The 24837-nt window shown below is 62.9% G+C and carries 21 protein-coding genes; 9 read left to right on the forward strand and 12 right to left on the reverse strand.

All coding sequences use genetic code 11. The features are described from left to right. Window positions 1-54 precede the first annotated feature (54 nt). The 8 genes from PPA02S_RS04270 to PPA02S_RS04305 form a co-directional block, all read right to left on the reverse strand. Window positions 55-2028, reverse strand: coding sequence for a DNA topoisomerase III (locus PPA02S_RS04270; RefSeq protein WP_028632332.1), 1974 nt, complete (start codon window positions 2026-2028; stop codon window positions 55-57). Between the two features lie 192 nt (window positions 2029-2220). Further along, window positions 2221-2649, reverse strand: coding sequence for a GNAT family N-acetyltransferase (locus tag PPA02S_RS04275; RefSeq protein ID WP_028632333.1), 429 nt, complete (start codon window positions 2647-2649; stop codon window positions 2221-2223). Next, the gene (locus PPA02S_RS04280; protein ID WP_028632334.1) at window positions 2642-3808 is read right to left on the reverse strand and encodes a ribosomal protein uL16 3-hydroxylase; all 1167 of its coding nucleotides are present in this window, start codon (window positions 3806-3808) and stop codon (window positions 2642-2644) included. The genes PPA02S_RS04275 and PPA02S_RS04280 overlap by 8 nt, the downstream gene beginning before the upstream one ends. 81 nt (window positions 3809-3889) lie before the next feature. Then, the gene (purB, locus tag PPA02S_RS04285) at window positions 3890-5260 is read right to left on the reverse strand and encodes an adenylosuccinate lyase (protein WP_028632335.1); all 1371 of its coding nucleotides are present in this window, start codon (window positions 5258-5260) and stop codon (window positions 3890-3892) included. Between the two features lie 197 nt (window positions 5261-5457). Further along, window positions 5458-6075: a high frequency lysogenization protein HflD gene (gene hflD / locus PPA02S_RS04290; protein WP_028632336.1), complete on the reverse strand. Its 618-nt coding sequence runs from the start codon at window positions 6073-6075 to the stop codon at window positions 5458-5460. Beyond that, entirely contained in the window at window positions 6072-7196 is a 1125-nt protein-coding gene (mnmA, locus tag PPA02S_RS04295; RefSeq protein WP_028632337.1) for a tRNA 2-thiouridine(34) synthase MnmA, read from the reverse strand. The genes hflD and mnmA overlap by 4 nt, the downstream gene beginning before the upstream one ends. Before the next feature lie 59 nt (window positions 7197-7255). Beyond that, window positions 7256-7696, reverse strand: coding sequence for an NUDIX hydrolase (locus PPA02S_RS04300; protein WP_028632338.1), 441 nt, complete (start codon window positions 7694-7696; stop codon window positions 7256-7258). A 155-nt stretch (window positions 7697-7851) separates the two neighbouring features. Then, window positions 7852-10077, reverse strand: a complete 2226-nt coding sequence (locus tag PPA02S_RS04305; RefSeq protein WP_028632339.1) for an NADP-dependent isocitrate dehydrogenase — start codon at window positions 10075-10077, stop codon at window positions 7852-7854. A 462-nt stretch (window positions 10078-10539) separates the two neighbouring features. On the opposite strand from PPA02S_RS04305, the gene icd reads away from it, so the two are divergent. Next, window positions 10540-11796: an NADP-dependent isocitrate dehydrogenase gene (icd, locus tag PPA02S_RS04310; protein WP_028632340.1), complete on the forward strand. Its 1257-nt coding sequence runs from the start codon at window positions 10540-10542 to the stop codon at window positions 11794-11796. A 72-nt stretch (window positions 11797-11868) separates the two neighbouring features. Here the strand turns inward: icd and cspD are convergent, their stop codons facing one another. Continuing rightward, on the reverse strand, window positions 11869-12123 hold the full coding sequence (cspD, locus tag PPA02S_RS04315; RefSeq protein WP_028632341.1) for a cold shock domain-containing protein CspD: 255 nt from the start codon (window positions 12121-12123) through the stop codon (window positions 11869-11871). Window positions 12124-12352: 229 nt separating this feature from the next. On the opposite strand from cspD, the gene clpS reads away from it, so the two are divergent. Together clpS and clpA are read left to right on the forward strand one after the other, a co-directional pair. Then, on the forward strand, window positions 12353-12715 hold the full coding sequence (gene clpS / locus PPA02S_RS04320; RefSeq protein ID WP_023534830.1) for an ATP-dependent Clp protease adapter ClpS: 363 nt from the start codon (window positions 12353-12355) through the stop codon (window positions 12713-12715). Between the two features lie 30 nt (window positions 12716-12745). Beyond that, window positions 12746-15016 carry an ATP-dependent Clp protease ATP-binding subunit ClpA gene (gene clpA / locus PPA02S_RS04325; RefSeq protein WP_028632342.1) on the forward strand — a complete coding sequence of 757 codons (2271 nt, stop codon included), beginning with the start codon at window positions 12746-12748 and terminating at the stop codon, window positions 15014-15016. Window positions 15017-15096: 80 nt separating this feature from the next. Here the strand turns inward: clpA and infA are convergent, their stop codons facing one another. From infA to aat, 3 genes are all read right to left on the reverse strand, one after another. Further along, window positions 15097-15315: a translation initiation factor IF-1 gene (infA, locus tag PPA02S_RS04330; RefSeq protein ID WP_002553999.1), complete on the reverse strand. Its 219-nt coding sequence runs from the start codon at window positions 15313-15315 to the stop codon at window positions 15097-15099. Window positions 15316-15416: 101 nt separating this feature from the next. Next, entirely contained in the window at window positions 15417-16124 is a 708-nt protein-coding gene (locus PPA02S_RS04335) for an arginyltransferase (protein WP_028632343.1), read from the reverse strand. A 56-nt stretch (window positions 16125-16180) separates the two neighbouring features. Beyond that, window positions 16181-16861, reverse strand: a complete 681-nt coding sequence (aat, locus tag PPA02S_RS04340) for a leucyl/phenylalanyl-tRNA--protein transferase (protein WP_028632344.1) — start codon at window positions 16859-16861, stop codon at window positions 16181-16183. A gap of 318 nt (window positions 16862-17179) precedes the next feature. Here aat and PPA02S_RS04345 point away from each other — a divergent pair, with 318 nt between their 5' ends. From PPA02S_RS04345 to cysG, 6 genes are all read left to right on the forward strand, one after another. After that, complete coding sequence (locus tag PPA02S_RS04345; protein WP_428829798.1) at window positions 17180-19723, forward strand: DNA translocase FtsK; 2544 nt, start codon at window positions 17180-17182, stop codon at window positions 19721-19723. Window positions 19724-19785: 62 nt separating this feature from the next. Next, the gene (gene lolA / locus PPA02S_RS04350; protein ID WP_028632346.1) at window positions 19786-20409 is read left to right on the forward strand and encodes an outer membrane lipoprotein periplasmic chaperone LolA; all 624 of its coding nucleotides are present in this window, start codon (window positions 19786-19788) and stop codon (window positions 20407-20409) included. A 12-nt stretch (window positions 20410-20421) separates the two neighbouring features. Then, window positions 20422-21747, forward strand: coding sequence for a replication-associated recombination protein A (locus tag PPA02S_RS04355; protein WP_028632347.1), 1326 nt, complete (start codon window positions 20422-20424; stop codon window positions 21745-21747). Then, window positions 21744-22118 carry a fluoride efflux transporter CrcB gene (gene crcB, locus PPA02S_RS04360; protein ID WP_028632348.1) on the forward strand — a complete coding sequence of 125 codons (375 nt, stop codon included), beginning with the start codon at window positions 21744-21746 and terminating at the stop codon, window positions 22116-22118. Before PPA02S_RS04355 ends, crcB begins: the two co-directional genes overlap by 4 nt. Before the next feature lie 30 nt (window positions 22119-22148). Continuing rightward, the gene (serS, locus tag PPA02S_RS04365; protein ID WP_028632349.1) at window positions 22149-23429 is read left to right on the forward strand and encodes a serine--tRNA ligase; all 1281 of its coding nucleotides are present in this window, start codon (window positions 22149-22151) and stop codon (window positions 23427-23429) included. After that, entirely contained in the window at window positions 23430-24818 is a 1389-nt protein-coding gene (gene cysG / locus PPA02S_RS04370) for a siroheme synthase CysG (RefSeq protein WP_028632350.1), read from the forward strand. It abuts the gene before it with no gap. The last annotated feature ends 19 nt before the right edge of the window (window positions 24819-24837 follow it).

Genomic DNA, 24837 nt, shown 5'->3' on the forward strand with positions numbered 1-24837 from the left:
TCTAGCAGAAGCCCTACCCGGTGCCAGGCCCGCGTGCTGCACCCTTGGCCTGGGTCAGGGGCTGGCCCTTCTGCGGGTTACCCTCGCTTTGCCCCCTGCAGCCTTGCCGGTTGCCGTTTTGCCTGCGGCGGCCTTGGTTTTGCCGCCGCTTCTGCGCTTCTTTTTCCATGGTGGGGCTGCGCCGGCTGCCGGCCCGCTGATGGTCATGCGCAATCCGCTGCAGCGTTCTACCAGCTTGCCCATCCAGGCCGACTGGCGGGTGACGAATTCGTCCAGGCTCATCTCGCCGCTTTGCACCATGTCCAATGCCTGTTCCCAGATAGCGGTAGTGCCTGGGTCGGCGATGGCGCGGGGCACTGCATCGATCAAGCTGAACGCCGCAGGGGTGGCAGACAGCGCCTTGCCGTTCTTGACCAGGTAGCCGCGGTCGAGCAGGCCCTGGATGATACTGGCGCGGGTGGCCTCGGTGCCGATGCCGGTGGTTTCTTTCAGCTTCTGTTTCAACCGCGGGTCGTCCACCAGCTTGGCCACGTTCTTCATGGCCTTGATCAGATCACCCTCGGTGAACGGCTTGGGTGGCTGGGTCCACAGGTCCTTCAGTTGCACCGCCTGTACGGCGCAGCTCTGGCCCTGGCTCAGCGCCGGCAGTACCTGAGGCGGGGCGGCTTCACGGCCCTTGGCGGGTGTGAGGGCTTCGGGCAGGGCGCGTCGCCAGCCCGGCTCGACAATCTGTTTGCCGACGGCCCGCAGGGCGTGGCCGGCGCAATCGAAGTCGGCCTGGGTGCGGTCGTATTCGTGGTTTGGCAGAAACTGCGCCAGGTAGCGGGCGCGGATCAGGGTATACACAGCCTTGTGCTTGGCCGGTAGCCGCGCCGGGTCGCTGGCTGCAGCCGTGGGGATGATGCCGTGGTGCGCGCTGACCTTGGCGTCGTTCCACGCCCGGGAGCGGCGCTGGGGCTCCAGGTGTGGCTGCAGCGGTGCAAGGCTGGCATCGGCCCGCTGCAGTGCAGCCAGAATGCCAGGCGCCTCACTGTGCTGGCTGAGCGGCAGGTAGCCGCAGTCGCTGCGTGGGTAGGTGATCAGTTTGTGTGTTTCGTACAGGGCCTGGGCGATGTCCAGGGTTTCCTGGGCACCCAGGCCGAACTTTTTCGAGCACAGCTCCTGCAAGGTGCCGAGATCAAAGGGTAGGGGGGCGGCTTCGCGCACGCGCTCTGTGCTCACCCGCGTAGCCTGTGCGACCCTGGCATTGCTGATGTCTGCTGCGGCCTGTTGCGCCAGTGCCTGGTTCAGGCAGCGGCCCTGCTCGTCGCAGGTGTCGTCCGGTGCCCGCCACTGGGCGTTGAAGGCCTGGCCGGCATGGGCCAGTTGCACATCGATAGCCCAGAAGGGGACAGGCACGAAATCGGCGATGCTACGGTCGCGGTCGACCACCAGGCGCAGGGTAGGGGTTTGTACCCGGCCTACTGGCAGCACCCCCTGATAGCCCGATTGCCGGCCCAGCAGCGTGAACAGCCGGCTCATGTTCATGCCGATCAGCCAGTCGGCACGGGAGCGGCCCAGGGCCGAATGGTACAGGTTGAAGGTTTCGTGGCCGGGGAGCAGGCGGGCCAGGGCCTTGCGAATGGACGCATCGTCCAGGGCCGACAGCCACAACCGCTGTACCGGGCCACGGTAACGGCAATGCTCGACCAGCTCGCGGGCGATCATTTCGCCTTCGCGGTCCGCATCGGTGGCGATGACGAGCTCGCGGGCTTCGCCCAGCAGGCGCTTGACCGCCTTGAACTGACTGGCCGTTTTGGGTTTGACCTGCATCTTCCACTGCGCCGGGATGATCGGCAGGTCGGCGAGGTTCCAGCGCTTGTAGCGCTCGTCGTAGCTGTCTGGCGGAGCGGTTTCCAGCAGGTGGCCGATGCACCAGGTTACGCAGACGTCGGTACCCTGCCAACAGCCGTCGGCCTTGCGATGGGCGCCGAGCACCTTGGCGATGTCTTTTGCCTGGGAGGGCTTTTCACAGAGGAACAGGCGCATGGCCGCAGACGCTTCATCAGGTAGATGGGCACTAGGATGCGCAAGCAGGCGCCGGGAGGCAAGTTTTATCTGGATGGATGTACAGGTTTTTGTGAGGGTTTATGTTCTGTCATCACGGCATGCGCTCGCTCGTTTACCCATTCGGTAGGCGCGAGCGCACCGCGTGAAAGGGCCGCAGCGCGGCCCTGCGGGTCAGCCTTGAGCGTCGCGCAACATGTCCACGTGCGGAATACCCGCCTCCAAGAACTCCTCACTCACCACGCGAAAGCCCAGCCGTTCGTAAAACGGTGTGGCATGCACCTGGGCACTCAGGCGCTGCGTTTTCAGATCACGGTGCTGCGCTTCGGCGATCACCGCATTCATCAAGGCATCGCCCACCTTCAAACCCCGCCAGTCCTTGAGCACCGACACACGGCCGATGGTGCCGTCAGACAGCAGCCTGGCCGTACCGATCGCATAGTCACCTTCAACGGCCAGGAAGTGCACCGCCGTCGGGTCGTCGGAGTCCCATTCAAGTTCAGGCGGCACGTGTTGCTCGGCGATGAACACCGCTTCACGGATGCGGCGGATGTCGGCGTTGTCCTTGTGCCAATCGGCGAGGCGCACACGAATTTTATTCATTGGCGAATCCCAGGCTTCCTTGCTTGACCAGTTGCTGCACCAGCATCAGTGCGTCTTCATCCTGCAGCCATTGGCCGAGGTTGTCGATGTGCAGGGCATCGGCTGCGCACACCAGCTTCAGCAATTCGCGCAACTTGCCAGGCAGCGGGCAGCTGCGACCGCTGGCGAACAGCAACAGGTCTTGTTCGAACTCCGACCAGGCCATGCGCGCGCTCGGGTTGCGGATCAGGATCGCACCCTGCTCGAGGGCATTGATCAGTTCTTCTTCCGACAGCTCTTCGCCGACGATTTGCTCGGGGTAGCGCGGCTCGGTCATGAACTGGCCGAACCAGGTCAGCAGCAGGTCCTTGTCACCCATGTGCTTCTCGAGCAGCGCCTTGAGGCGGTCGAGGGCATCGTGCTGGATCTGGTGAGGGTCGCTGGCGGGCTGCGCGTCGGCGTCGCTGTAGCGCTCTTCGTCCGGCAGGAACTGGCCGAGGAAGTCGGTGAAGTGGGTCAGTACTTCGGCGGCGCTCGGCGCGCGGAAGCCGACAGAGTAGGTAAGGCAGTCGTCCACCGCCACGCCATAGTGGGCCAGGCGCGGTGGCAGGTAGAGCATGTCGCCGGGCTCCAGGGTCCACTCACCGCTCTGCTCGAATTCGGCCAGGATGCGCAGGTCGCTGTGTTCCAGCAGCGCGCTGTCGCTGCTGCACATCTGGCCCACTTTCCAGTTGCGCTGGCCGTGGCCTTGCAGCAGGAACACGTCATAGTTGTCGAAGTGCGGGCCAACGCTGCCACCTGGGGCCGCGAAGCTGATCATCACGTCATCAATGCGCCAGCTGGGCAGAAAACGGAAGTTTTCCAGCAGCTCGGCCACTTCCGGCACAAACTGGTCCACCGCCTGAACCAGCAGGGTCCAGTCTTTTTCTGGCAGCTCGGCGAAGGTGTCTTCGTTGAACGGGCCGCGACGCAGTTCCCAGGGGTGGGCGCCGTGCTCCAGCACGATCCGCGACTCGACTTCTTCTTCCAGCGCCAGGCCCGCGAGTTCGTCGGGGTCGATCGGGCTGATGAAATCGGGGAACGCCTGGCGCACCAGCAGCGGCTTCTTCTGCCAGTAGTCGCGCATGAATTCACGGGCAGAAATGCCGCCCAGCAGCTGCAGTGGAGTATCAGGATTCATGTTCAACCTATTGAAAAATCGTAATTTTCGTACGGGAATAAAAACGCCCGGCCAGGCCGGGCGTTGGGCGCGACGGTTGCTTTAGACGCGCTTGGCCTGGGCTGCCGCGTTACCGATGTAGGTCGCGGGGGTCAGCTGCTTGAGCTCGGCCTTGGCGTCGGCTGGCATGTCCAGGCCGTCGATGAAGGTCAGCAGTGCATCAGGGGTGATGCCCTTGCCACGGGTCAGCTCCTTGAGCTTCTCGTAGGGGTTCTCGATGTTGAAGCGACGCATGACGGTCTGGATCGGCTCGGCGAGTACTTCCCAGCAGGCGTCGAGGTCGGCCGCGATGCGGGCTTCGTTCACTTCCAGCTTGCCGATGCCCTTCAGGCTGGCTTCGTAGGCGATGACGCTGTGGGCAAAACCCACGCCCAGGTTGCGCAGCACGGTGGAGTCGGTGAGGTCGCGCTGCCAGCGCGAGATCGGCAGCTTGCTGGCCAAGTGCTGGAACAGCGCGTTGGCGATGCCCAGGTTGCCTTCGGAGTTCTCGAAGTCGATCGGGTTGACCTTGTGCGGCATGGTCGATGAGCCGATTTCGCCAGCCACGGTCTTCTGCTTGAAGTAACCCAGCGAAATGTAGCCCCACACATCCCGGTCGAAGTCGATGAGGATGGTGTTGAAGCGGGCAATGGCATCGAACAGCTCGGCGATGTAGTCGTGCGGCTCGATTTGCGTGGTGTAGGGGTTGAACTGCAGGCCCAGCTCGTCTTCGATGAAGGCGCGGGCGTTCTGCTCCCAGTCGACCTGCGAGTAGGCCGACAGGTGGGCGTTGTAGTTGCCCACGGCACCGTTGATCTTGCCCAGCAGCGGTACGGCAGCCACCTGGGCGATCTGGCGCTCCAGGCGGTACACGACGTTGGCCAGTTCCTTGCCGAGGGTGGTTGGCGAGGCTGGCTGGCCGTGGGTGCGCGACAGCATCGGCACCTCGGCGTGGGCATGGGCCAGGGCACGGATGGCCTCGGCGATCTGGCGCATCAGCGGCAGCAGCACGTCATCACGGCCAGCGCGCAGCATCAGGGCGTGGGACAGGTTGTTGATGTCCTCGCTGGTGCAGGCGAAGTGGATGAACTCGCTGACTTTGGCCAGTTCTGGCAACTGGGCAGCCTGCTCCTTGAGCAGGTACTCGATAGCCTTGACGTCGTGGTTGGTGGTGCGCTCGATTTCCTTGACGCGTTCGGCGTGTTCAAGCTTGAAATCGGTGGCCAGGCTGTCGAGCACGGCGTTGGCCTCGGCCGAGAACGCCGGCACTTCGCCGATTTGCGGGTGGGCCGCCAGGCGCTGCAACCAGCGCACTTCGACCAGGGCGCGGAAACGGATCAGGCCGAATTCGCTGAAGATGGGGCGCAAGGCCTGGGTTTTGCCGGCGTAACGGCCGTCAACAGGGGAAACCGCAGTGAGCGAAGAAAGCTGCATGGGGTGTTCTCGGACAGTCAGGCTTTTGGAGGGCGCATATCATACATTAAAAGGCAGCCACAATCCACGAAGCTGCAAGCTGCAAGCTGCAAGCTGCAAGCTGCAAGCTTCAAGCTTCAAGCTTCAAGCCATAAGCCATAAGCCACAAGCTAAAGGCGAACTGCTTCTACTTGCAGCTTGCAGCTTACCGCTTGAAGCTACCTAACCATGTCGTAAAGTTCGTTGAGCAGTTTGCGGCGGCTGAATACCAGTTGCCAGCGGTGGCCGCCCAGCTGGCGCCACAGGCGGGCGGCGCGGATGCCGGCCAGCAGCAGGGCGCGGATTTTCGAGGCGTTGCTGGCCTGCTGCAGGAAACGCATGTCGCCGTGCACCTGAATACGTTGGCGCAAGGTGCTGAGCGTGTCCTGGTACAAGGCTCCACTGGAAGCGATGACGTTTTCATGAACCAGGCCGAAATGGTCGGCCTGGGACTGAATTTGCGGCAAGCGGTTGCCGATGGTGTCCAACAAGTCGCCGCGCTTGTTCAGCTGGCGCTCCAGGCCCAGCATCGACAGGGCATAACGCAGGGGTTCGCGCTGCAGGCTGCTGGGGTCGCGCTCCAGGGCGCCTACCAGTGCACGGTAGCCGTCGCGCAGGTTGAGGTCGTCGCCACCGAACACCTCCAGGGTGTCCTTGGGGTCACGCACCAGCAGGCTGCCCAGCATGCAGCCGATGTTGGCCTCGCTGGCCTGGCCGGTACGGGCAATGCGGTCGACCAGCACCGCAGCCTGGAACACCCCGCCCAGCGCTACCAGTTGCTCCTGCAGGTTGGTCATGAGCGCGGGCTCCAGGGCTCTGCGGTTTCGATGACGCCGCCACCCAGGCACACCTCGCCGTCGTAGAACACCACCGACTGGCCAGGGGTAACGGCCCGTTGCGGCTCGTCGAATACGGCGCGGTAGCCACTGGCGGTGCGCTCCAGCGTGCAGGGCTGGTCGCTCTGGCGGTAACGCACCTTGGCGGTGAGGTTGCGTGGGCCGCTGAGGTCAACCGGGTTGACCCAGAAAATCTCCGAGGCGAGCAGGGCACGGGAGAACAGCCAGGGGTGTTCGTTGCCTTGGCCGACCACCAGCACGTTGCGCTCCAGGTCCTTGTGCAGCACGTACCACGGCTCGTCACCGGCGTCTTTCAGACCGCCGATACCCAGGCCCTGGCGCTGGCCGATGGTGTGGTACATCAGGCCGTGGTGGCGGCCAATCACTTCACCGTCCGTGGTTTCGATGTCGCCTGGCTGCGCCGGCAGGTACTGCTTGAGGAAGTCACTGAAGCGGCGCTCGCCAATGAAGCAGATGCCCGTGGAGTCTTTCTTCTTGGCGGTGGCCAGGCCATGTTTCTCGGCAATGGCACGCACCTCGGGCTTTTCCAGCTCACCCACCGGGAACAGGGTGCGGGCGATTTCCTTGCCGCCCACGGCATGCAGGAAGTAGCTCTGGTCCTTGTTCGGGTCCAGGCCCTTGAGCAGCTCGGTGACAGCGCCGGTGTCGCGGCGGCGTACGTAGTGGCCGGTGGCGATCAGGTCGGCACCCAGCGACAGGGCGTAATCGAGGAACGCCTTGAACTTGATTTCGCGGTTGCAGAGGATGTCGGGGTTGGGCGTGCGGCCCGCCTTGTACTCTTCCAGGAAGTGCTCGAACACATGGTCCCAGTACTCGGCGGCGAAGTTGGCCGTGTGCAGCTTTATGCCAATGCGGTCGCACACGGCCTGGGCGTCTGCCAGGTCTTCGCGGGCGGTGCAGTATTCGGTGCCGTCGTCCTCTTCCCAGTTTTTCATGAACAGCCCTTCCACCTGGTAGCCCTGCTCGATGAGCAGAAGGGCGGAGACGGAAGAGTCCACGCCGCCGGACATGCCGACGATGACGCGGGTCTTGGCGGGGTCTTTAAGTACTGGGCTGGTCATGGTTACCGGTGTGTATCAAGGGGGAAAAACGCCGATTCTATCAAACCCGCAGCGGCGCGTCAGTCGCGCAGCAGGGCAAGGCTGTGCAAGGGGCCGGCCAGGTAGTCGTCAAGGCAGCGCGGTACCAGTTCGCTGCGCCAGCGCGCCGGGTCGGCCAGCAGCTCGGCGCGGGTCAGCCACAGTGCACGGGTAATGTCGCTGTCCAGGGCCAGGTCGGCATGATGTCGCACGGGGCGTGCGGCAAAGCAGATGCGCTGGTAGGTCACACCGTTGCTGGGTGCGGTGTACAGGTAGATACCCACCAGGCCGGTTAACTCGACCTCCCAGGCGGTTTCTTCCAGGGTTTCGCGCAAGGCGGCCTGGGCCAAGCTTTCATCAGGTTCCAGGTGGCCAGCAGGTTGGTTGAATACGGCTTTACCAGCCTTGAACTCCTCGACAAAGAGAAATTTGCCGTCTTGCTCAATGACGGTGGCGACGGTGATATGGGGTTGCCAGGACACGATCAATACTCCTTAGGAGCTGCAAGCTGCAAGCTGCAAGCTGCAAGCCAAGGCGTGCGCGGACTGCTTTTACTTGTAGCTTGCAGCTTCAAGCTTGCAGCTTAAAAAAAACCCCGGTGCGTGGCCGGGGTTTTTGCTGTTACTTCAAGCCAAGCTTACAGGGCTGCAATAGCGCTGTTCAGGGTCTGGCTCGGGCGCATCACCTTGGCGGTCAGTTCGGCATCCGGGGCGTAGTAGCCACCGATGTCGACTGGCTTGCCTTGGACCGCATTCAGTTCGGCAACGATGGCCTCTTCGTTATCACCCAGGGCCTTGGCCAGTGGCGCGAAGCGAGCCTGCAAGGCGGCGTCGTCGTTCTGTGCGGCCAGTGCCTGGGCCCAGTACAGGGTCAGGTAGAAGTGGCTGCCACGGTTGTCGATACCGCCGACCTTGCGCGAAGGCGACTTGTTGGTGTCGAGGAACTTGCCAGTGGCCTGGTCCAGGGTGCTGGCCAGCACTTTTGCACGTGGGTTGTCGTAGGTGTTGCCCAGGTGCTCCAGCGATGCGGCCAGGGCCAGGAATTCACCCAGCGAGTCCCAGCGCAGGAAGTTCTCTTCCACCAGTTGCTGTACGTGCTTGGGTGCCGAGCCGCCAGCGCCGGTTTCGAACAGGCCACCGCCGCTCATCAGCGGGACAATGGACAGCATCTTGGCGCTGGTGCCCAGTTCCATGATCGGGAACAGGTCGGTGAGGTAGTCGCGCAGCACGTTGCCGGTCACCGAGATGGTGTCCTTGCCTTCGCGGATGCGGGCCAGGGAGAACTTGATGGCCTCTACCGGGGCCAGGATGCGGATGTCCAGGCCGGACGTGTCGTGGTCTTTCAGGTACTTCTGCACCTTCTCGATCATGACGCCGTCGTGGGCGCGGGCCGGGTCCAGCCAGAACACCGCAGGGGTGTTGCTGAGGCGGGCACGGTTGACGGCCAGCTTGACCCAGTCCTGGATCGGCGCGTCTTTCACCTGGCACATACGGAAGATGTCACCGGCTTCGACGTTCTGCTCCAGCACCACGGTGCCCTTGCTGTCGACCACCCGTACCACGCCGTCGGCCTGGATCTGGAAGGTCTTGTCGTGGGAGCCGTACTCTTCGGCTTTCTGCGCCATCAGGCCAACGTTCGGTACGCTGCCCATGGTGGTCGGGTCGAAGGCGCCGTTGGCCTTGCAGTCTTCGATGGTGGCCTGGTAGATGCCGGCGTAGCAGCGGTCCGGGATGATGGCCTTGGCGTCCTGCAGCTCACCTGCGGTGTTCCACATCTTGCCCGAGTCACGGATCATGGCCGGCATCGAGGCGTCGACGATCACGTCGCTTGGCACGTGCAGGTTGGTGATGCCCTTGTCGGAGTTGACCATGGCCAGGGCCGGCCGCTGGGCATACAGGGCCTGGATGTCGGCTTCGATCTCGGCCTGCTTGTCGGCTGGCAGGTCCTTGATGCGGGCGTACAGGTCGCCGATGCCGTTGTTGGCGTTGAAGCCGACTTCGGCCAGCGCTGCGGCATGCTTGGCCAGCACATCGTTGTAGAACTCTTCGACGATCACGCCGAACATGATCGGGTCGGACACCTTCATCATGGTGGCTTTCAGGTGCACCGACAGCAGCACGCCAGACGCCTTGGCATCGGCGATCTGCTCGGCGATGAAGGCTTTCAGGGCCTTGCGGCTCATGGTGGCGCAGTCGATGACTTCAGCTGCCTTGACGGCGGTTTTGTCTTTCAGGACGGTGGTGGTGCCATCCTTGCCGACCAGTTCGATGCGCAGGCTGTCGTCAGCTTCGATCAGGGCGGCCTTTTCGCTGCCGTAGAAGTCGCCTTGGGTCATGTGGGCCACATGCGACTTGGAGTCGGCGGCCCAGGCGCCCATCTTGTGCGGGTGCTTGCGTGCGTAGTTCTTGACCGACAGCGGGGCGCGGCGGTCGGAGTTGCCTTCGCGCAGTACCGGGTTTACCGCCGAACCCTTGATGCGGTCGTAACGGGCGCGGGATTCTTTCTCTTGCGCGGTGGCCGGCTCGTCAGCGTAGTCAGGGATGTTGTAGCCCTTGGTTTGCAGTTCCTTGATCGCGGCCTTGAGCTGCGGTACCGAGGCGCTGATGTTAGGCAGCTTGATGATGTTGGCTTCAGGGGTGGTAGCCAGTTGGCCCAGTTCCGCCAGGTGATCGCCTACTTGCTTCTCTGCGCCCAGTTGCTCCGGGAAGGCGGCGAGGATGCGACCGGCCAGGGAGATATCGCGGGTTTCGACGGCGATGTCAGCGCAAGCGGTGAAGGCTTCGATGATCGGCAGCAGCGAGTAGGTGGCGAGGGCGGGGGCTTCGTCGGTGAAGGTATAGATGATCTTGGAACGGGTGGGCATGCGGGTTAACTCTCTGTGTGCTGAGCGTGCTCGAGTCTCGTGCTGCGCAGGGTAGGCGCATCGCCCTGGCAGCGCCATGAGCGGAAAGTCGAGAGGCTGCGAGCGGTGATGGTGGATGCATCAGTCGAGCGTCAAGTGCCGAGCTGCGGTAACAACCCGGGCTTCGTGGCCTTCGATGGCCAAGGGCGGTCCGCATTTTTCCAAGGGATCGCCCCGATGACCCTACGGTCGCGGGGCAGTATATCAAACCAATCGGACTAATCAGCAAGGCCAGGTGATATCAGCCCATTTATAAGACGAAAGACGTAGCGGCAATGTGGCCGGTTGTCGCAGCTACCGGGCGCCGGCCGAGGCTCGGCATTTTGTAACTTGCTGCTTCTAACTTGCAGGGTGTGAAAGCTGGATTAGGCTGTGTGGATCGCATGATGTCCAACCCACACCCGACCGCGGAGTAGTGCAAGCATGGGATACCAGAAAATCAAGGTGCCAGCCGATGGCGCCAAGATCACCGTCAATGCCGACCATTCGCTCAATGTGCCTGACAACCCCATCATCCCCTACATCGAAGGGGACGGCATCGGCATCGATGTCTCGCCGGTCATGATCAAGGTGGTCGACGCTGCGGTGCACAAGGCCTACGGCGGCAAGCGCAAGATCGCCTGGATGGAGGTGTACGCCGGGGAGAAGGCCACCCAGGTCTATGACCAGGACACCTGGCTGCCTCAGGAAACCCTGGATGCTGTGCGCGACTACGTGGTGTCCATCAAGGGGCCGCTGACCACGCCGGTGGGGGGTGGCATCCGTTCGCTGAACGTGGCGCTGCGCCAGCAGCTTGACCTGTACGTCTGCCTGCGCCCGGTATTGTGGTTCCAGGGGGTGCCCAGCCCGGTCAAGAAGCCGGGTGACGTGGACATGGTGATCTTCCGCGAGAACTCCGAGGACATCTATGCCGGCATCGAATGGAAGGCGGGCTCCCCTGAAGCCGACAAGGTGATCAAGTTCCTGAAAGAAGAGATGGGGGTCACCAAGATCCGCTTCGACCAGGACTGCGGCATCGGCATCAAGCCGGTGTCGCGCGAGGGCACTAAGCGCCTGGTGCGCAAGGCCTTGCAATACGTGGTGGACAACGACCGCGAATCGCTGACGTTGGTGCACAAGGGCAACATCATGAAGTTCACCGAGGGCGCCTTCAAAGACTGGGGCTACGAGGTGGCGCGTGACGAGTTCGGCGCCGAATTGCTCGATGGCGGCCCGTGGATGCGCTTCAAGAACCCGAAGTCCGGCCGCGAGGTCATCGTCAAGGACGCCATCGCCGATGCCATGCTGCAGCAGATCCTGCTGCGCCCGGCCGAATACGATGTGATCGCCACCCTCAACCTCAACGGTGACTACCTGTCCGATGCGCTGGCCGCCGAGGTCGGGGGTATCGGCATCGCGCCGGGCGCCAACCTGTCCGATACGGTCGCCATGTTCGAGGCCACCCACGGCACGGCGCCCAAATATGCGGGGCAGGACAAGGTCAACCCGGGGTCGGTGATTCTGTCTGCAGAAATGATGCTCAGGCACATGGGCTGGACCGAAGCAGCCGACCTGATCATCAAGGGCACCAATGGGGCCATCGCCGCCAAGACGGTGACCTATGATTTCGAAAGGCTGATGGACGGTGCCACCCTGGTGGGCAGCTCAGGCTTTGGCGAGGCAATGATCAAGCACATGTAACCGCACGGCAAGCCGGCCGCTGCCTTGCAGGCAAGCGGCCGGTCACTGGCCAAACAAGGGCGCCCAGCCCTGTCAGGCGTCGGCGGTGTTGCTGGCTGCAGCCGTGCTAGCCTGGGCCTGGGTGACAGCGCTCGTGATGTTCACCGCATGCAGCCCCTTGGGTCCCTGGATGATATCGAACGTCACGGCCTGCCCGGCCTTCAGGGTTTTGTATCCGTCCATCTGGATGGCTGAAAAGTGGGCGAAAAGGTCTTCATCCTTGCCATCTTCAAGGACGAACCCATAGCCCTTGGCATTGTTGAACCACTTGACTTTGCCGCTTGCCATCCCTATGTCCCTCTGCAAAGGACTCCATCACTGGAGTATCATCCACGTCATCCGCATACGAACCTGCGAAAAAATCGGGTTGACTGCGCGGATCTTTATTGACCACGGTGGGTTCTTATTGGTTGTAACACCGTTTTGCCGATAGTCAAGGTCATGCGGCGGCTGCACCAACGGCCTGCTGCAGGGTCAACCCATAACCTTATCCTGTCGATGTGATGAAATTCTTTCCATGCATGCACACAGCCAGATTCGACTAACATTCAATCAGGATCGCCCTCAATCCAACGAGGACGATGGCGCTGGTCTGGCGGTTCAGGAAGCCAAGCCGATCCTGCAGGCCCCACCGATGTACAAGGTGGTTTTATTCAACGATGACTACACGCCGATGGATTTCGTCGTCGAAGTGCTCGAAACGTTCTTTAATCTGAACCGCGAGCTGGCGACCAAGATCATGCTGACCGTCCATACCGAGGGGCGGGCAGTGTGCGGATTGTTTACCCGCGACATCGCCGAAACAAAGGCCATGCAGGTCAACCAATACGCCAGGGAAAGCCAGCATCCGCTACTCTGTGAAATCGAGAAGGACGGTTAATCGCCGACCACTTGGGTATGAGGTGAAGCTATGTTAAACCGCGAGCTCGAAGTCACCCTCAATCTTGCCTTCAAGGAGGCCCGTTCGAAGCGTCATGAGTTCATGACCGTCGAACATCTGCTGCTGGCACTCCTTGACAATGAGGCTGCCGCGACCGTTCTGCGCGCCTGTGGCGCCAATCTCGACAAGCTCAAGCACGACCTGCAAGAGTTCATCGATTCAACCACGCCGCTGATCCCGGTCAGCGACGAAGACCGTGAAACCCAGCCAACCCTGGGCTTCCAGCGCGTGCTGCAGCGTGCCGTGTTCCACGTGCAAAGCTCCGGCAAGCGCGAAGTCACCGGTGCCAACGTGCTGGTGGCCATTTTCAGCGAACAGGAAAGCCAGGCCGTGTTCCTGCTCAAGCAGCAGAGCGTGGCCCGTATCGACGTGGTCAACTTCATCGCCCATGGCATCTCCAAGGTGCCTGGCCACGGCCCGCATTCCGAAAGCGACCAGGAAATGCAGGACGAGGACGGCGGCGAAACCACATCCTCCAGCAACCCGCTGGATGCCTACGCCAGCAACCTGAACGAGCTGGCCCGTGCCGGGCGCATCGACCCGCTGGTGGGCCGCGAACAGGAAGTGGAGCGCGTGGCGCAGATTCTGGCGCGTCGCCGCAAGAACAACCCGCTGCTGGTGGGTGAGGCGGGGGTGGGCAAAACCGCCATCGCCGAAGGCCTGGCCAAGCGTATCGTTGATGGCCAGGTGCCCGACCTGCTGGCCCAAAGCGTGGTCTACTCCCTGGACCTCGGCGCGTTGCTGGCCGGTACCAAGTACCGCGGCGACTTCGAGAAGCGCTTCAAGGCGCTGCTTGGCGAATTGCGCAAACGCCCGCAGGCCATCCTGTTCATCGACGAGATTCACACCATCATCGGTGCCGGTGCGGCGTCGGGCGGGGTGATGGATGCCTCCAACCTGCTCAAGCCGCTGCTGTCGTCGGGTGAAATCCGTTGCATCGGCTCTACCACGTTCCAGGAATTCCGCGGCATCTTCGAGAAAGACCGGGCCTTGGCCCGCCGCTTCCAGAAGGTGGATGTAAGCGAGCCGTCGGTGGAAGACACCGTGGGCATCCTGCGTGGCCTGAAAGGCCGCTTCGAGAGCCACCACAACATCGAGTACAGCGATGAGGCGCTGCGTGCCGCTGCGGAACTCGCTTCGCGGTACATCAACGATCGCCACATGCCTGACAAGGCCATTGACGTGATCGACGAAGCGGGTGCTTACCAGCGCCTGCAGCCAGAAGCCAACCGTGTGAAGCGTATCGATGTGCCGCAGGTTGAAGACATCGTCGCCAAGATCGCGCGCATTCCGCCAAAGCATGTCACCAGCTCCGACAAGGAACTGCTGCGTAACCTGGAGCGTGACCTGAAGCTGACGGTGTTCGGCCAGGATGCTGCCATCGACTCGTTGGCTACCGCGATCAAGCTGTCTCGCGCCGGGCTCAAATCGCCCGACAAACCTGTCGGTTCGTTCCTGTTCGCCGGCCCTACCGGCGTGGGCAAGACCGAGGCGGCACGGCAGTTGGCCAAGGCCCTGGGTGTGGAGCTTGTACGCTTCGACATGTCGGAATACATGGAGCGCCACACCGTGTCCCGCCTGATCGGTGCGCCACCCGGGTATGTGGGCTTCGACCAAGGCGGTCTGCTGACCGAAGCCATCACCAAGCAACCTCACTGCGTGTTGCTGCTCGACGAAATCGAGAAGGCCCACCCGGAAGTCTTCAACCTGCTGTTGCAGGTGATGGACCACGGTACCCTCACCGACAACAACGGGCGCAAGGCGGACTTCCGTAACGTGATCCTGATCATGACCACCAACGCCGGGGCAGAAACGGCAGCGCGGGCCTCGATCGGCTTCACTCACCAGGACCATGCGTCCGATGCCATGGAAGTCATCCGCAAAAGCTTTACGCCGGAGTTCAGAAACCGCCTGGATACCATCATCCAGTTTGGCCGCCTGAGCACCGAGACCATCAAGAGCATCGTCGACAAGTTCCTTATCGAGCTGCAGGCGCAGCTGGAGGACAAGCGCGTGCTGTTGGAAGTCAGCGATGCCGCGCGCGGCTGGCTGGCGGTATCGGGCTACGACGTGCAGATGGGCGCACGGCCGATGGCGCGGTTGATCCAGGACAAGATCAAGCGGCCGCTGGCCGAGGAGATCCTGTTCGGGGAGCTGGCCGAGCATGGCGGTGTGGTGCATGTCGACTTGCGCGACGGCGAGCTGGTGTTCGACTTCGAGACCACCGCCGAGGTGGCGTAAGGGTGTTGGGGCCGCCTTGCGGCCCCTCTGTCGCCCACAAAAAAGCCCGGCACATGGCCGGGCTTTTTCATGGCTGGAGCTTAGCGCGCACGGTAGGTGATGCGGCCCTTGCTCAGGTCGTATGGCGTCAGCTCGACGCGAACCTTGTCGCCAGTGAGAATACGGATGTAGTTTTTGCGCATCTTTCCGGAGATGTGCGCGGTTACGACGTGCCCGTTTTCCAACTCCACGCGGAACATGGTGTTGGGCAGGGTGTCGACGACAGTACCTTCCATTTCGAAGCTGTCTTCTTTCGACATGCAGTTGAGCCCTCGGATCCAGTGTTGGCCCGACGCATAACCGCACCGGGCAAAAAAGTGGCGTGGATTATGCCGGAAAACTGTGTTTCAAGCCAATGCTTTCAATTGAGGGTGACCCAGCGCTGGTTTATCAGCAATTCGATGGGCCGGTACTGCGTCTTGTAGTTCATCTTCTTGCAGTTCTTGATCCAGTAACCCAGGTAAACCGCCTCCAGGCCCTGGCGCAACGCCTCGCCGATCTGCCACAAAATGGCGAAGCGGCCCAGGCTGCGTCGCTCTTCGTCGGGCTCGTAAAAGGTGTAGACGGCAGACAGGCCGTTGGGCAGCAGGTCGCACACTGCTACCGCCAGCAGGCGCCCGCCGGCACGGAACTCGTAGAACCAGCAAAACGGCAGGTCACGTACCAGAAAGGTGGAAAACTGGTCACGGCTGGGTGGGTACATGTCGCCGTCGGCATGCCGGGCCTCGATGTAGCGCCGGTACAGCTCGAAATATTCTTCTTTGAAGGCGGGGCGTGCTGCGGTCACCGTCATGTCGGTGTTGCGCTTGAGAATGCGCCGCTGCTGGCGGCTGGGGGCGAAGCGTGCAGCCGGGATGCGTGCCGGCACGCAGGCATTGCAGTTCTGGCAATGGGGGCGATACAGGTGATCGCCGCTGCGACGGAAGCCCATTTCCGACAGATCGGCGTACACGTGCACGTCCATCGGCTGGCTGGGGTCCAGAAACAGGGTGGTGGCCTGCTCGTCTGGCAGGTAGCTGCAGGAGTGGGGTTGAGTGGCATAAAACTTCAACCGCGCCAGCTCTGTCATGATCAACCCCCTCGGTAAGACGTTGCCTTAAGTGTAAGCCAGCTGTAGAAACTCGCCTAGGCGACCCAGCTGGCACTGTTGGGTTGGTCCAGATGGCGGTCGAGGTAGCGGGCGAACTCGGCGCGGCTGATGGCGTGCGCGCCCAGGCTGTGCAGGTGGTTGGTGGGCATCTGGCAGTCGACCAGCACGAAGCCGGCCTCGCGCAAGTGGTTCACCAGGGTTACAAAGCCTACCTTGGAGGCGTTGTCGGCGTGGCTGAACATCGACTCCCCGAAAAACAGCTGGCCCATGGCCAGGCCATACAGGCCGCCCACCAGCTCGCCATCCTGGCGTACCTCCACCGAGTGAGCGATGCCGCGGCGATGCAGCTCGCAATACGCAGCGCACATGCTGTCAGTGATCCAGGTGCCGTCGGCGTAGCTGCGCGGCGCGGCGCAGGCCGCGATCACGCCGGCAAAGTCCGTGTCGAAGCTGACCTGGTAGCGGCCCTGGCGCATCAGCTTGGCCAAGGAGCGCGAGACATGTAGCTGGCCGGGCAGCAGCACCGTGCGTGGGTCGGGCGACCACCACATGATCGGCTGGCCGCCCTGGTACCACGGAAAGCAGCCATGCCGATACGCCTGCACCAGGCGCTCGGGGCTCAGGTCGCCGCCGGCGGCCAGCAGGCCGTTGGGTTCTTGCAGGGCCTTTTCCAGTGGCGGGAAGGTGAGGGCGTCGCGGGTGAGCCAGGTCAGCATGGTCTGCCTAACGGTGGGGGAGGGGAGAGGGGCAGCATGGCGCGGGTACTTGCCAGGGTCAATGCCGACGGTGCTGATGTGCGGCGGCGCCTCACAACCGAATAGGCAAATTCCCACGCATTCATGAAAGCGTCGGCACCATCTGCCACATTTGCTGTCACACCTGTGCAAAAACACAGCATAAGCCTTTGTCACAGAAGGCAATGCGTGCTCAAATTGCAGCTATTGGAAAGTCGCCCCCGGTCAGACCCCTTATGGCTAAGCGCCATGGCGGCTGGCGGGCAGTAATGTTAAAAGTAGTGATCCGTTGGCCCAGGCCTGGCCGGTCACTACTGGACGCGCACCACGCGCAGGAATAGACGCGTTTTGAAGAAATCCACCGCAACCCCAGCTCCCTTGCCTGTGCCCCTGTGGCGGCAGCAGCTGCACTATCGCCTGAAGGAAGGCGCGTTGATCGCTGTCGGCGCCCTGTGCCTGTACCTGTGGATGGCGCTGCTCACCTACGACACCTCGGACCCGGCCTTCAGCCACACGGCCACGGTCGACCAGGTGCAGAATGCCGCCGGGCGTGCCGGGGCGTACTTCGCCGACATCCTGTTCATGGTGCTCGGCTATTTCGCCTACATCTTCCCGCTGCTGCTGGCGCTCAAGACCTGGCAGATCTTCCGTCAGCGTCACCAGCCCTGGGACTGGAGCGGCTGGCTGTTCTCCTGGCGGCTGATCGGCCTGGTGTTCCTGGTGCTGTCGGGCGCGGCCCTGGCGCACATTCATTTCCACCCCCCGGCCAGCATGCCGTTCTCGGCTGGCGGGGCGTTGGGCGAAAGCCTCGGCGAGCTGGCCCGCAACTTCTTGAACGTGCAGGGCAGCACCCTGATGTTCATCGCCCTGTTCCTGTTCGGCCTGACCGTATTCACAGACCTGTCGTGGTTCAAGGTGATGGACCTTACCGGCAAGATCACCCTCGACCTGCTGGAACTGGTGCAAGGCGCCGCGTCGCGCTGGTGGGAGGCGCGCAACGAGCGCAAGCGCCTGGAGGCGCAGCTGCGCGACGATGAACCGGTTGTGCCTGCGGCCAAGGCCGCGCCCGTTACGCCTGAAAAACGCGAACCGGCCAAAACACCGCTGCGCGAGCGCCTGTTCAAGCGCGAAGAACCCCCTGCCCAGGCGGCAGAGCCGCGTGAGCCTACCCTGGGGCGTGAACCTGTATTGGCCCGCGAACCGGTGGTGGAGCGCGAGCCCGTGGTACCGCGGCCGCAGGCAGCCATGCCAACGATCGTGCCGCCTTCCGCCGCCAAGGCGCCCGAGCCCAGCAAGCGGGTGATGAAAGAGAAGCAGGCGCCACTGTTCATCGACAGCGCCGTGGAGGGCACCTTGCCGTCCATTTCCATCCTGGACCCGGCCGAACAGAAAAAGATCGAGTATTCGCCTGAATCGTTGGCGGGCGTAGGTCAGTTGCTGGAGATCAAACTCAAGGAGTTCGGCGTCGAAGTGACGGTGGATTCCATCCATCCGGGCCCCGTGATCACCCGCTATGAAATCCAGCCTGCGGCCGGTGTGAAGGTCAGCCGTATCGCCAACCTCGCCAAGGACCTGGCGCGCTCGCTGGCCGTGACCAGCGTGCGCGTGGTGGAAGTGATCCCGGGCAAGACCACCGTCGGTATCGAGATCCCCAACGAAAACCGGCAGATGGTGCGCTTCTCCGAGGTGCTGGCCACGCCGCAGTACGATGACCAGAAGTCCCCGGTGACGCTGGCGCTGGGCCATGACATCGGTGGCAAACCGGTGATCACCGACCTCGCCAAGATGCCCCACCTGCTGGTGGCCGGTACCACCGGCTCCGGTAAGTCGGTGGGTGTGAACGCCATGATTCTGTCGATCCTGTTCAAGTCCAGCCCGGAAGACGCGCGGCTGATCATGATCGACCCGAAAATGCTTGAGCTGTCCATTTACGAAGGCATCCCGCACCTGCTGTGCCCGGTGGTCACCGACATGAAGGACGCCGCCAATGCGCTGCGCTGGAGCGTGGCCGAAATGGAACGCCGCTACAAGCTGATGGCGGCCATGGGCGTGCGTAACCTGGCGGGCTTCAACCGCAAGGTGAAGGACGCCCAGGAAGCGGGTGAAATCATTCACGACCCGCTGTACCGTCGCGAAAGCATGGACGACGAGCCGCCAGCACTGAAAACCCTGCCCACCATCGTGGTGGTGGTGGACGAGTTTGCCGACATGATGATGATCGTCGGCAAGAAGGTCGAAGAGCTGATCGCCCGGATCGCGCAAAAGGCACGTGCGGCGGGTATCCACCTGATTCTCGCTACCCAGCGCCCGTCGGTGGACGTGATCACCGGCCTGATCAAGGCCAACATCCCGACCCGCATGGCCTTCCAGGTATCGAGCAAGATCGACTCGCGTACCATCATCGACCAGGGCGGTGCCGAGCAGTTGCTGGGCCATGGTGACATGCTGTACATGCCGCCCGGTACCAGCCTGCCTATCCGCGTACACGGCGCGTTCGTGTCCGACGATGAAGTGCACCGCGTGGTGGAAGCGTGGAAGCAGCGCGGCGCCCCGGACTACAACGACGACATCCTCAACGGTGTCGAGGAAGCCGGCAGCGGCTTCGAAGGTGGCGGCGGCGGTGGTGATGGCGACGACTCCGAAAGCGACGCCTTGTACGATGAAGCCGTACAGTTCGTGCTCGAGAGCCGCCGTGCGTCCATCTCGGCCGTGCAGCGCAAGCTCAAGATCGGCTACAACCGCGCTGCCCGCATGATCGAAGCCATGGAGATGGCCGGTGTGGTCACCCCCATGAACAGCAACGGCTCGCGCGAAGTGATTGCCCCAGGCGGCCCGCGCGACTGATGATCACCCTGCCGGTCGCCAACCATGGCGCCCGGCATTATTAATGCTCAATGAGGATTCCCATGCGCGCAATTCGCATGCTGTTGGTTTCTGCCCTTGCCCTGGGCCCTGTTGCAGCCTTTGCCGGCGAGCAAGACGTACAACGCCTGACCCAGTTGCTGGAGAAGTCGCAAACTATCGAGGCCAATTTCTCCCAGCTGACCCTGGATGCCGGTGGCACCAGCCTGCAGGAAACGTCTGGCAAGATGACCGTGAAACGGCCAGGCCTGTTCTACTGGCACACCGATGCGCCCCAGGAGCAGGTGGTGGTGTCCGACGGCATCAACGTCACCCTGTGGGACCCTGACCTGGAACAGGCCACCATCAAGAAGCTCGACGTGCGCCTGAACCAGACCCCGGCGCTGTTGTTGTCCGGTGACGTCTCGAAGATCAGCCAGAGCTTCGACATTACGTCGAAGCAGCAGGGCGACGTGATGGACTTCACCCTCAAGCCCAAAACCAAGGACACCTTGTTCGATTCGCTGCGCGTTTCGTTCCGCAAGGGCCTGATCAACGACATGCAGCTGATCGACAGTGTCGGCCAGCGCACCAACATCCTGTTCAACGGCGTCAAGGCCAACCAGGCAGTGGCCGATAGCCGCTTCAAGTTCGACATCCCCAAAGGCGCGGATGTGATCAAGGAGTAACCAGAGCCCGTCATGGACCTGTTTCGAAGCGAACCTGTCGCCCAGCCCCTCGCGGCGCGGCTGCGCCCGTCCAACCTGGACGAGTACGTGGGCCAGGAGCACCTGCTGGCCCGCGGCAAGCCGCTGCGTGAGGCGCTGGAGCAGGGCGCATTGCATTCGATGATTTTCTGGGGGCCGCCTGGGGTGGGCAAGACCACCCTGGCGCGGCTGTTGGCCCAGTTCTGCGATGCGCATTTCGAAACCGTGTCGGCGGTACTGGCCGGGGTGAAGGAGATCCGCCAAGCGGTGGAGGTGGCCAAGCAGCAGGCCGGGCAATACGGCCGGCGCACCATCCTGTTCGTCGATGAAGTTCACCGCTTCAACAAGTCGCAGCAGGACGCCTTTCTGCCGTTTGTGGAAGACGGCACCCTGCTGTTCATCGGCGCGACCACCGAAAACCCATCGTTTGAACTCAACAACGCCTTGCTTTCACGGGCACGGGTGTACGTGCTCAAGAGCCTGGACGAAGCGGCCCTGCGTAAGCTGGTGAACCGTGCACTGACCGAAGAACGTGGCCTGGGCAAGCGCCACCTGCACGTTGGCGATGAGGCGTTCAAGATGCTGATGGCCGCCGCCGACGGCGATGGCCGGCGCATGCTCAACTTTCTGGAAAACGCCGCCGACCTGGCCGAGGACGGCAGCGAAATCAATGTAGAACTGCTGCAGAGCCTGCTGGGCGACAGCCGCCGCCGGTTCGACAAGGGTGGCGAAGCGTTCTACGACCAGATTTCGGCGCTGCACAAGTCGGTGCGTGGCTCTGATCCGAATGCGGCCCTGTACTGGTTCGCGCGCATGCTCGATGGTGGCTGCGACCCGCTGTATATCGCCCGTCGTGTGGTGCGCATGGCCAGCGAAGACATCGGCAACGCCGACCCCCGTGCGCTCAGCCTGTGCCTGGCGGCCTGGGATGTGCAGGAGCGCCTGGGTAGCCCGGAAGGCGAGCTCGCCGTGGCCCAAGCCATCACCTACATCGCGTGCGCCCCCAAGAGCAATGCCGTTTACGTAGGCTTCAAGACGGCCCTGCGCGAAGCCGCCGAGCATGGCTCGCTGGAAGTGCCGCTGCACCTGCGCAACGCCCCGACCAAGCTAATGAAGCAGTTGGGCTACGGCGACGAGTACCGTTACGCCCACGACGAGCCAGATGCCTACGCAGCAGGTGAAGACTACTTCCCCGATGCACTTGAGCCGCGCCCCTATTACCAGCCTGTACCTCGCGGCCTTGAATTGAAGATCGGCGAAAAGCTGCGGCACCTGGCCGACCTAGACCGCAACAGCCCCCGCCAGCGGAGAAAACCATGATTGCGTTGATCGCTGCGGTGACGGCGGGTGGCATCGCCGGCACCCTGCTACGCTTTGCCACCGGCAATTGGGTGGTCGCCCACTGGCCACGGCACTTCTATCTGGGTACGCTGGCCGTGAACCTGGTCGGCTGCCTGCTCATCGGTCTTTTGTACGGGCTGTTCTTGCACAAACCCATGGTGCCGGTGGAGCTGCGTGCCGGCCTGATCGTGGGTTTTCTGGGCGGCCTGACCACCTTTTCTTCCTTTTCGCTGGATACCGTGCGCTTGCTGGAAAGCGGGCAGGTACCCCTGGCATTGGGCTATACCGGTATCAGTGTGGTGGGCGGCCTGCTCGCGACCTGGGCCGGGTTGTGCCTTACCCGTTTCTGAACCAACACCTACCTATAACGAGAGAACGATATGCTCGATTCCAAACTGTTACGCGGCCAACTTCAGGAAGTGGCAGAACGCCTGGCCTCCCGTGGCTTCAGCCTGGATGTCGCGCGCATCGAATCACTGGAAGAGCGCCGCAAGGCGGTGCAGACCCGCACTGAACAGCTGCAGGCCGAGCGTAACGCCCGCTCCAAGTCCATCGGCCAGGCCAAGGCCAAGGGCGAGGACATTGCACCGCTGATGGCCGACGTCGAGCGCATGGCCAACGAGCTGGCTGCTGGCAAGGCCGAGCTGGACGGTATTCAGGCTGAGCTGGACGGCATTCTGTTGACCCTCCCCAACCTGCCGGACGCCAGCGTACCGGTGGGCGCCAGCGAAGACGACAACGTCGAAGTGCGCCGCTGGGGCACGCCGACAGCCTTCGATTTCGTGATCAAGGACCACGTTGCCCTGGGTGAAGTGAGCGGCGGCCTGGACTTCGAGGCGGCTGCCAAGCTGTCCGGCGCCCGCTTTGCCGTGCTGCGTGGCCCCATCGCCCGCCTGCACCGTGCGCTGGCGCAGTTCATGATCAACCTGCACACCGGTGAACATGGCTACGAAGAGCACTACACCCCTTACCTGGTTCAGGCCCCGGCGTTGCAGGGCACCGGCCAGTTGCCGAAGTTCGAGGAAGACCTGTTCAAGATCACCCGTGAGGGTGAGGCTGATTTCTATCTGATCCCGACCGCTGAAGTGTCGCTGACCAACCTGGTGGCCGGGGAAATTCTCGATGCCAAGCAACTGCCGCTCAAGCTGGTCGCACACACGCCGTGTTTCCGCAGTGAGGCCGGTGCGTCTGGCCGCGACACCCGCGGCATGATCCGTCAGCACCAGTTCGACAAAGTCGAGATGGTGCAGGTGGTAGAGCCGGCCAAGTCGATGGAAGCCCTGGAAGGCCTCACCGCCAACGCCGAACGTGTGCTGCAGTTGCTGGAACTGCCTTACCGCGTACTGGCCCTGTGCACAGGCGACATGGGCTTTGGCGCAGTGAAAACCTACGACCTGGAAGTGTGGGTGCCCAGCCAGGACAAGTACCGTGAAATCAGCTCGTGCTCCAACTGTGGCGACTTCCAGGCGCGCCGCATGCAGGCGCGCTGGCGCAACCCGGAAACCGGCAAGCCTGAGCTGGTGCACACCCTCAACGGGTCCGGCCTGGCTGTTGGCCGCACCTTGGTGGCTGTGCTGGAAAACTACCAGCAGGCCGATGGTTCGATCCGCGTACCGGATGTGCTGAAGCCGTACATGGGCGGCGTCGAGGTCATTCGCTAAATGGATTACCTGCCGCTGTTTCACAAGCTGCAGGGCGCCCTGGTGCTGGTCGTCGGCGGTGGCGAAATTGCCTTGCGCAAGGCGCGGCTGCTGGCCGATGCCGGCGCCGCGCTGCGCGTAGTCGCACCGGAGGTGGATGGCCAGCTGGCCGCCATGGCCCGGGAAGGCGGCGGTGAAGTGCGGGTGCGTGGTTACCAGGCAGCCGACCTTGCCGAATGCCGCCTGGTGATCGCTGCCACCGACGACCCTGGCCTCAATGCCCAGGTGTCGGCGGATGCGCAGGCATTGAGCCTGCCGGTGAACGTGGTGGACGCGCCGGCCTTGTGCACGGTGATTTTCCCCGCCATCGTCGACCGCTCGCCATTGGTGATCGCCGTGTCCAGCGGTGGCGATGCGCCGGTGCTGGCGCGTCTGATCCGCGCCAAGCTGGAGGCCTGGATACCTGCCGCCTACGGCGAGCTGGCCGGTTTGGCAGCGCGCTTCCGGCACAGGGTCAAATCCCTGTACCCGGACGTCAACCAGCGTCGCGGGTTCTGGGAAACCGTGTTCCAGGGCCCGATTGCCGAGCGCCAGTTGGCCGGGCAGGGCGCCGAGGCCGAGCGGTTGTTGCAGGCCATGGTCGACGGTGCTCCGGTTCAACAGGGCGGCGAGGTGTACCTGGTGGGGGCAGGGCCGGGCGACCCGGATCTGCTCACCTTCCGTGCCTTGCGCCTGATGCAGCAGGCGGACGTGGTGCTGTATGACCGGCTGGTGGCCCCGGCGATCATCGACATGTGCCGCCGCGACGCCGAGCGCATTTACGTGGGCAAGCGCCGCGCCGATCATGCCGTGCCCCAGGACCAGATCAACCGCCTGTTGGTGGACCTGGCCCAGCAAGGCAAGCGCGTGTTGCGGTTGAAGGGGGGCGACCCGTTCATCTTTGGCCGTGGCGGTGAGGAAATCGAAGAGCTGGCCGAGCACGGCATCCCATTCCAAGTGGTGCCAGGCATCACGGCTGCCAGCGGCTGCTCCGCCTACGGCGGCATTCCGCTCACCCATCGCGACTATGCGCAATCAGTGCGGTTCGTCACCGGTCACCTGAAGGACGGCACCAGCAACCTGCCGTGGACCGACCTGGTAGCGCCAGGCCAGACCCTGGTGTTCTACATGGGCCTGGTAGGCTTGCCGACAATTTGCGCCGAACTGATCCGTCATGGCCGTGCGGCCAGTACGCCTGCGGCGTTGGTTCAGCAGGGCACCACCCGCAACCAGCGGGTGTTCACCGGCACACTGGCAGACCTGCCTGACCTGGTGGCCCGGCACGAGGTGCACGCGCCGACCCTGGTGATCGTCGGTGAGGTGGTGCAACTGCGGGACAAGCTGGCTTGGTTCGAAGGGGCCGCTACATAACCTGTTTTCAGCTCATGTA

Origin of the sequence: Pseudomonas parafulva NBRC 16636 = DSM 17004 (genome assembly GCF_000730645.1) — a bacterium.
Classification (GTDB): domain Bacteria; phylum Pseudomonadota; class Gammaproteobacteria; order Pseudomonadales; family Pseudomonadaceae; genus Aquipseudomonas; species Aquipseudomonas parafulva.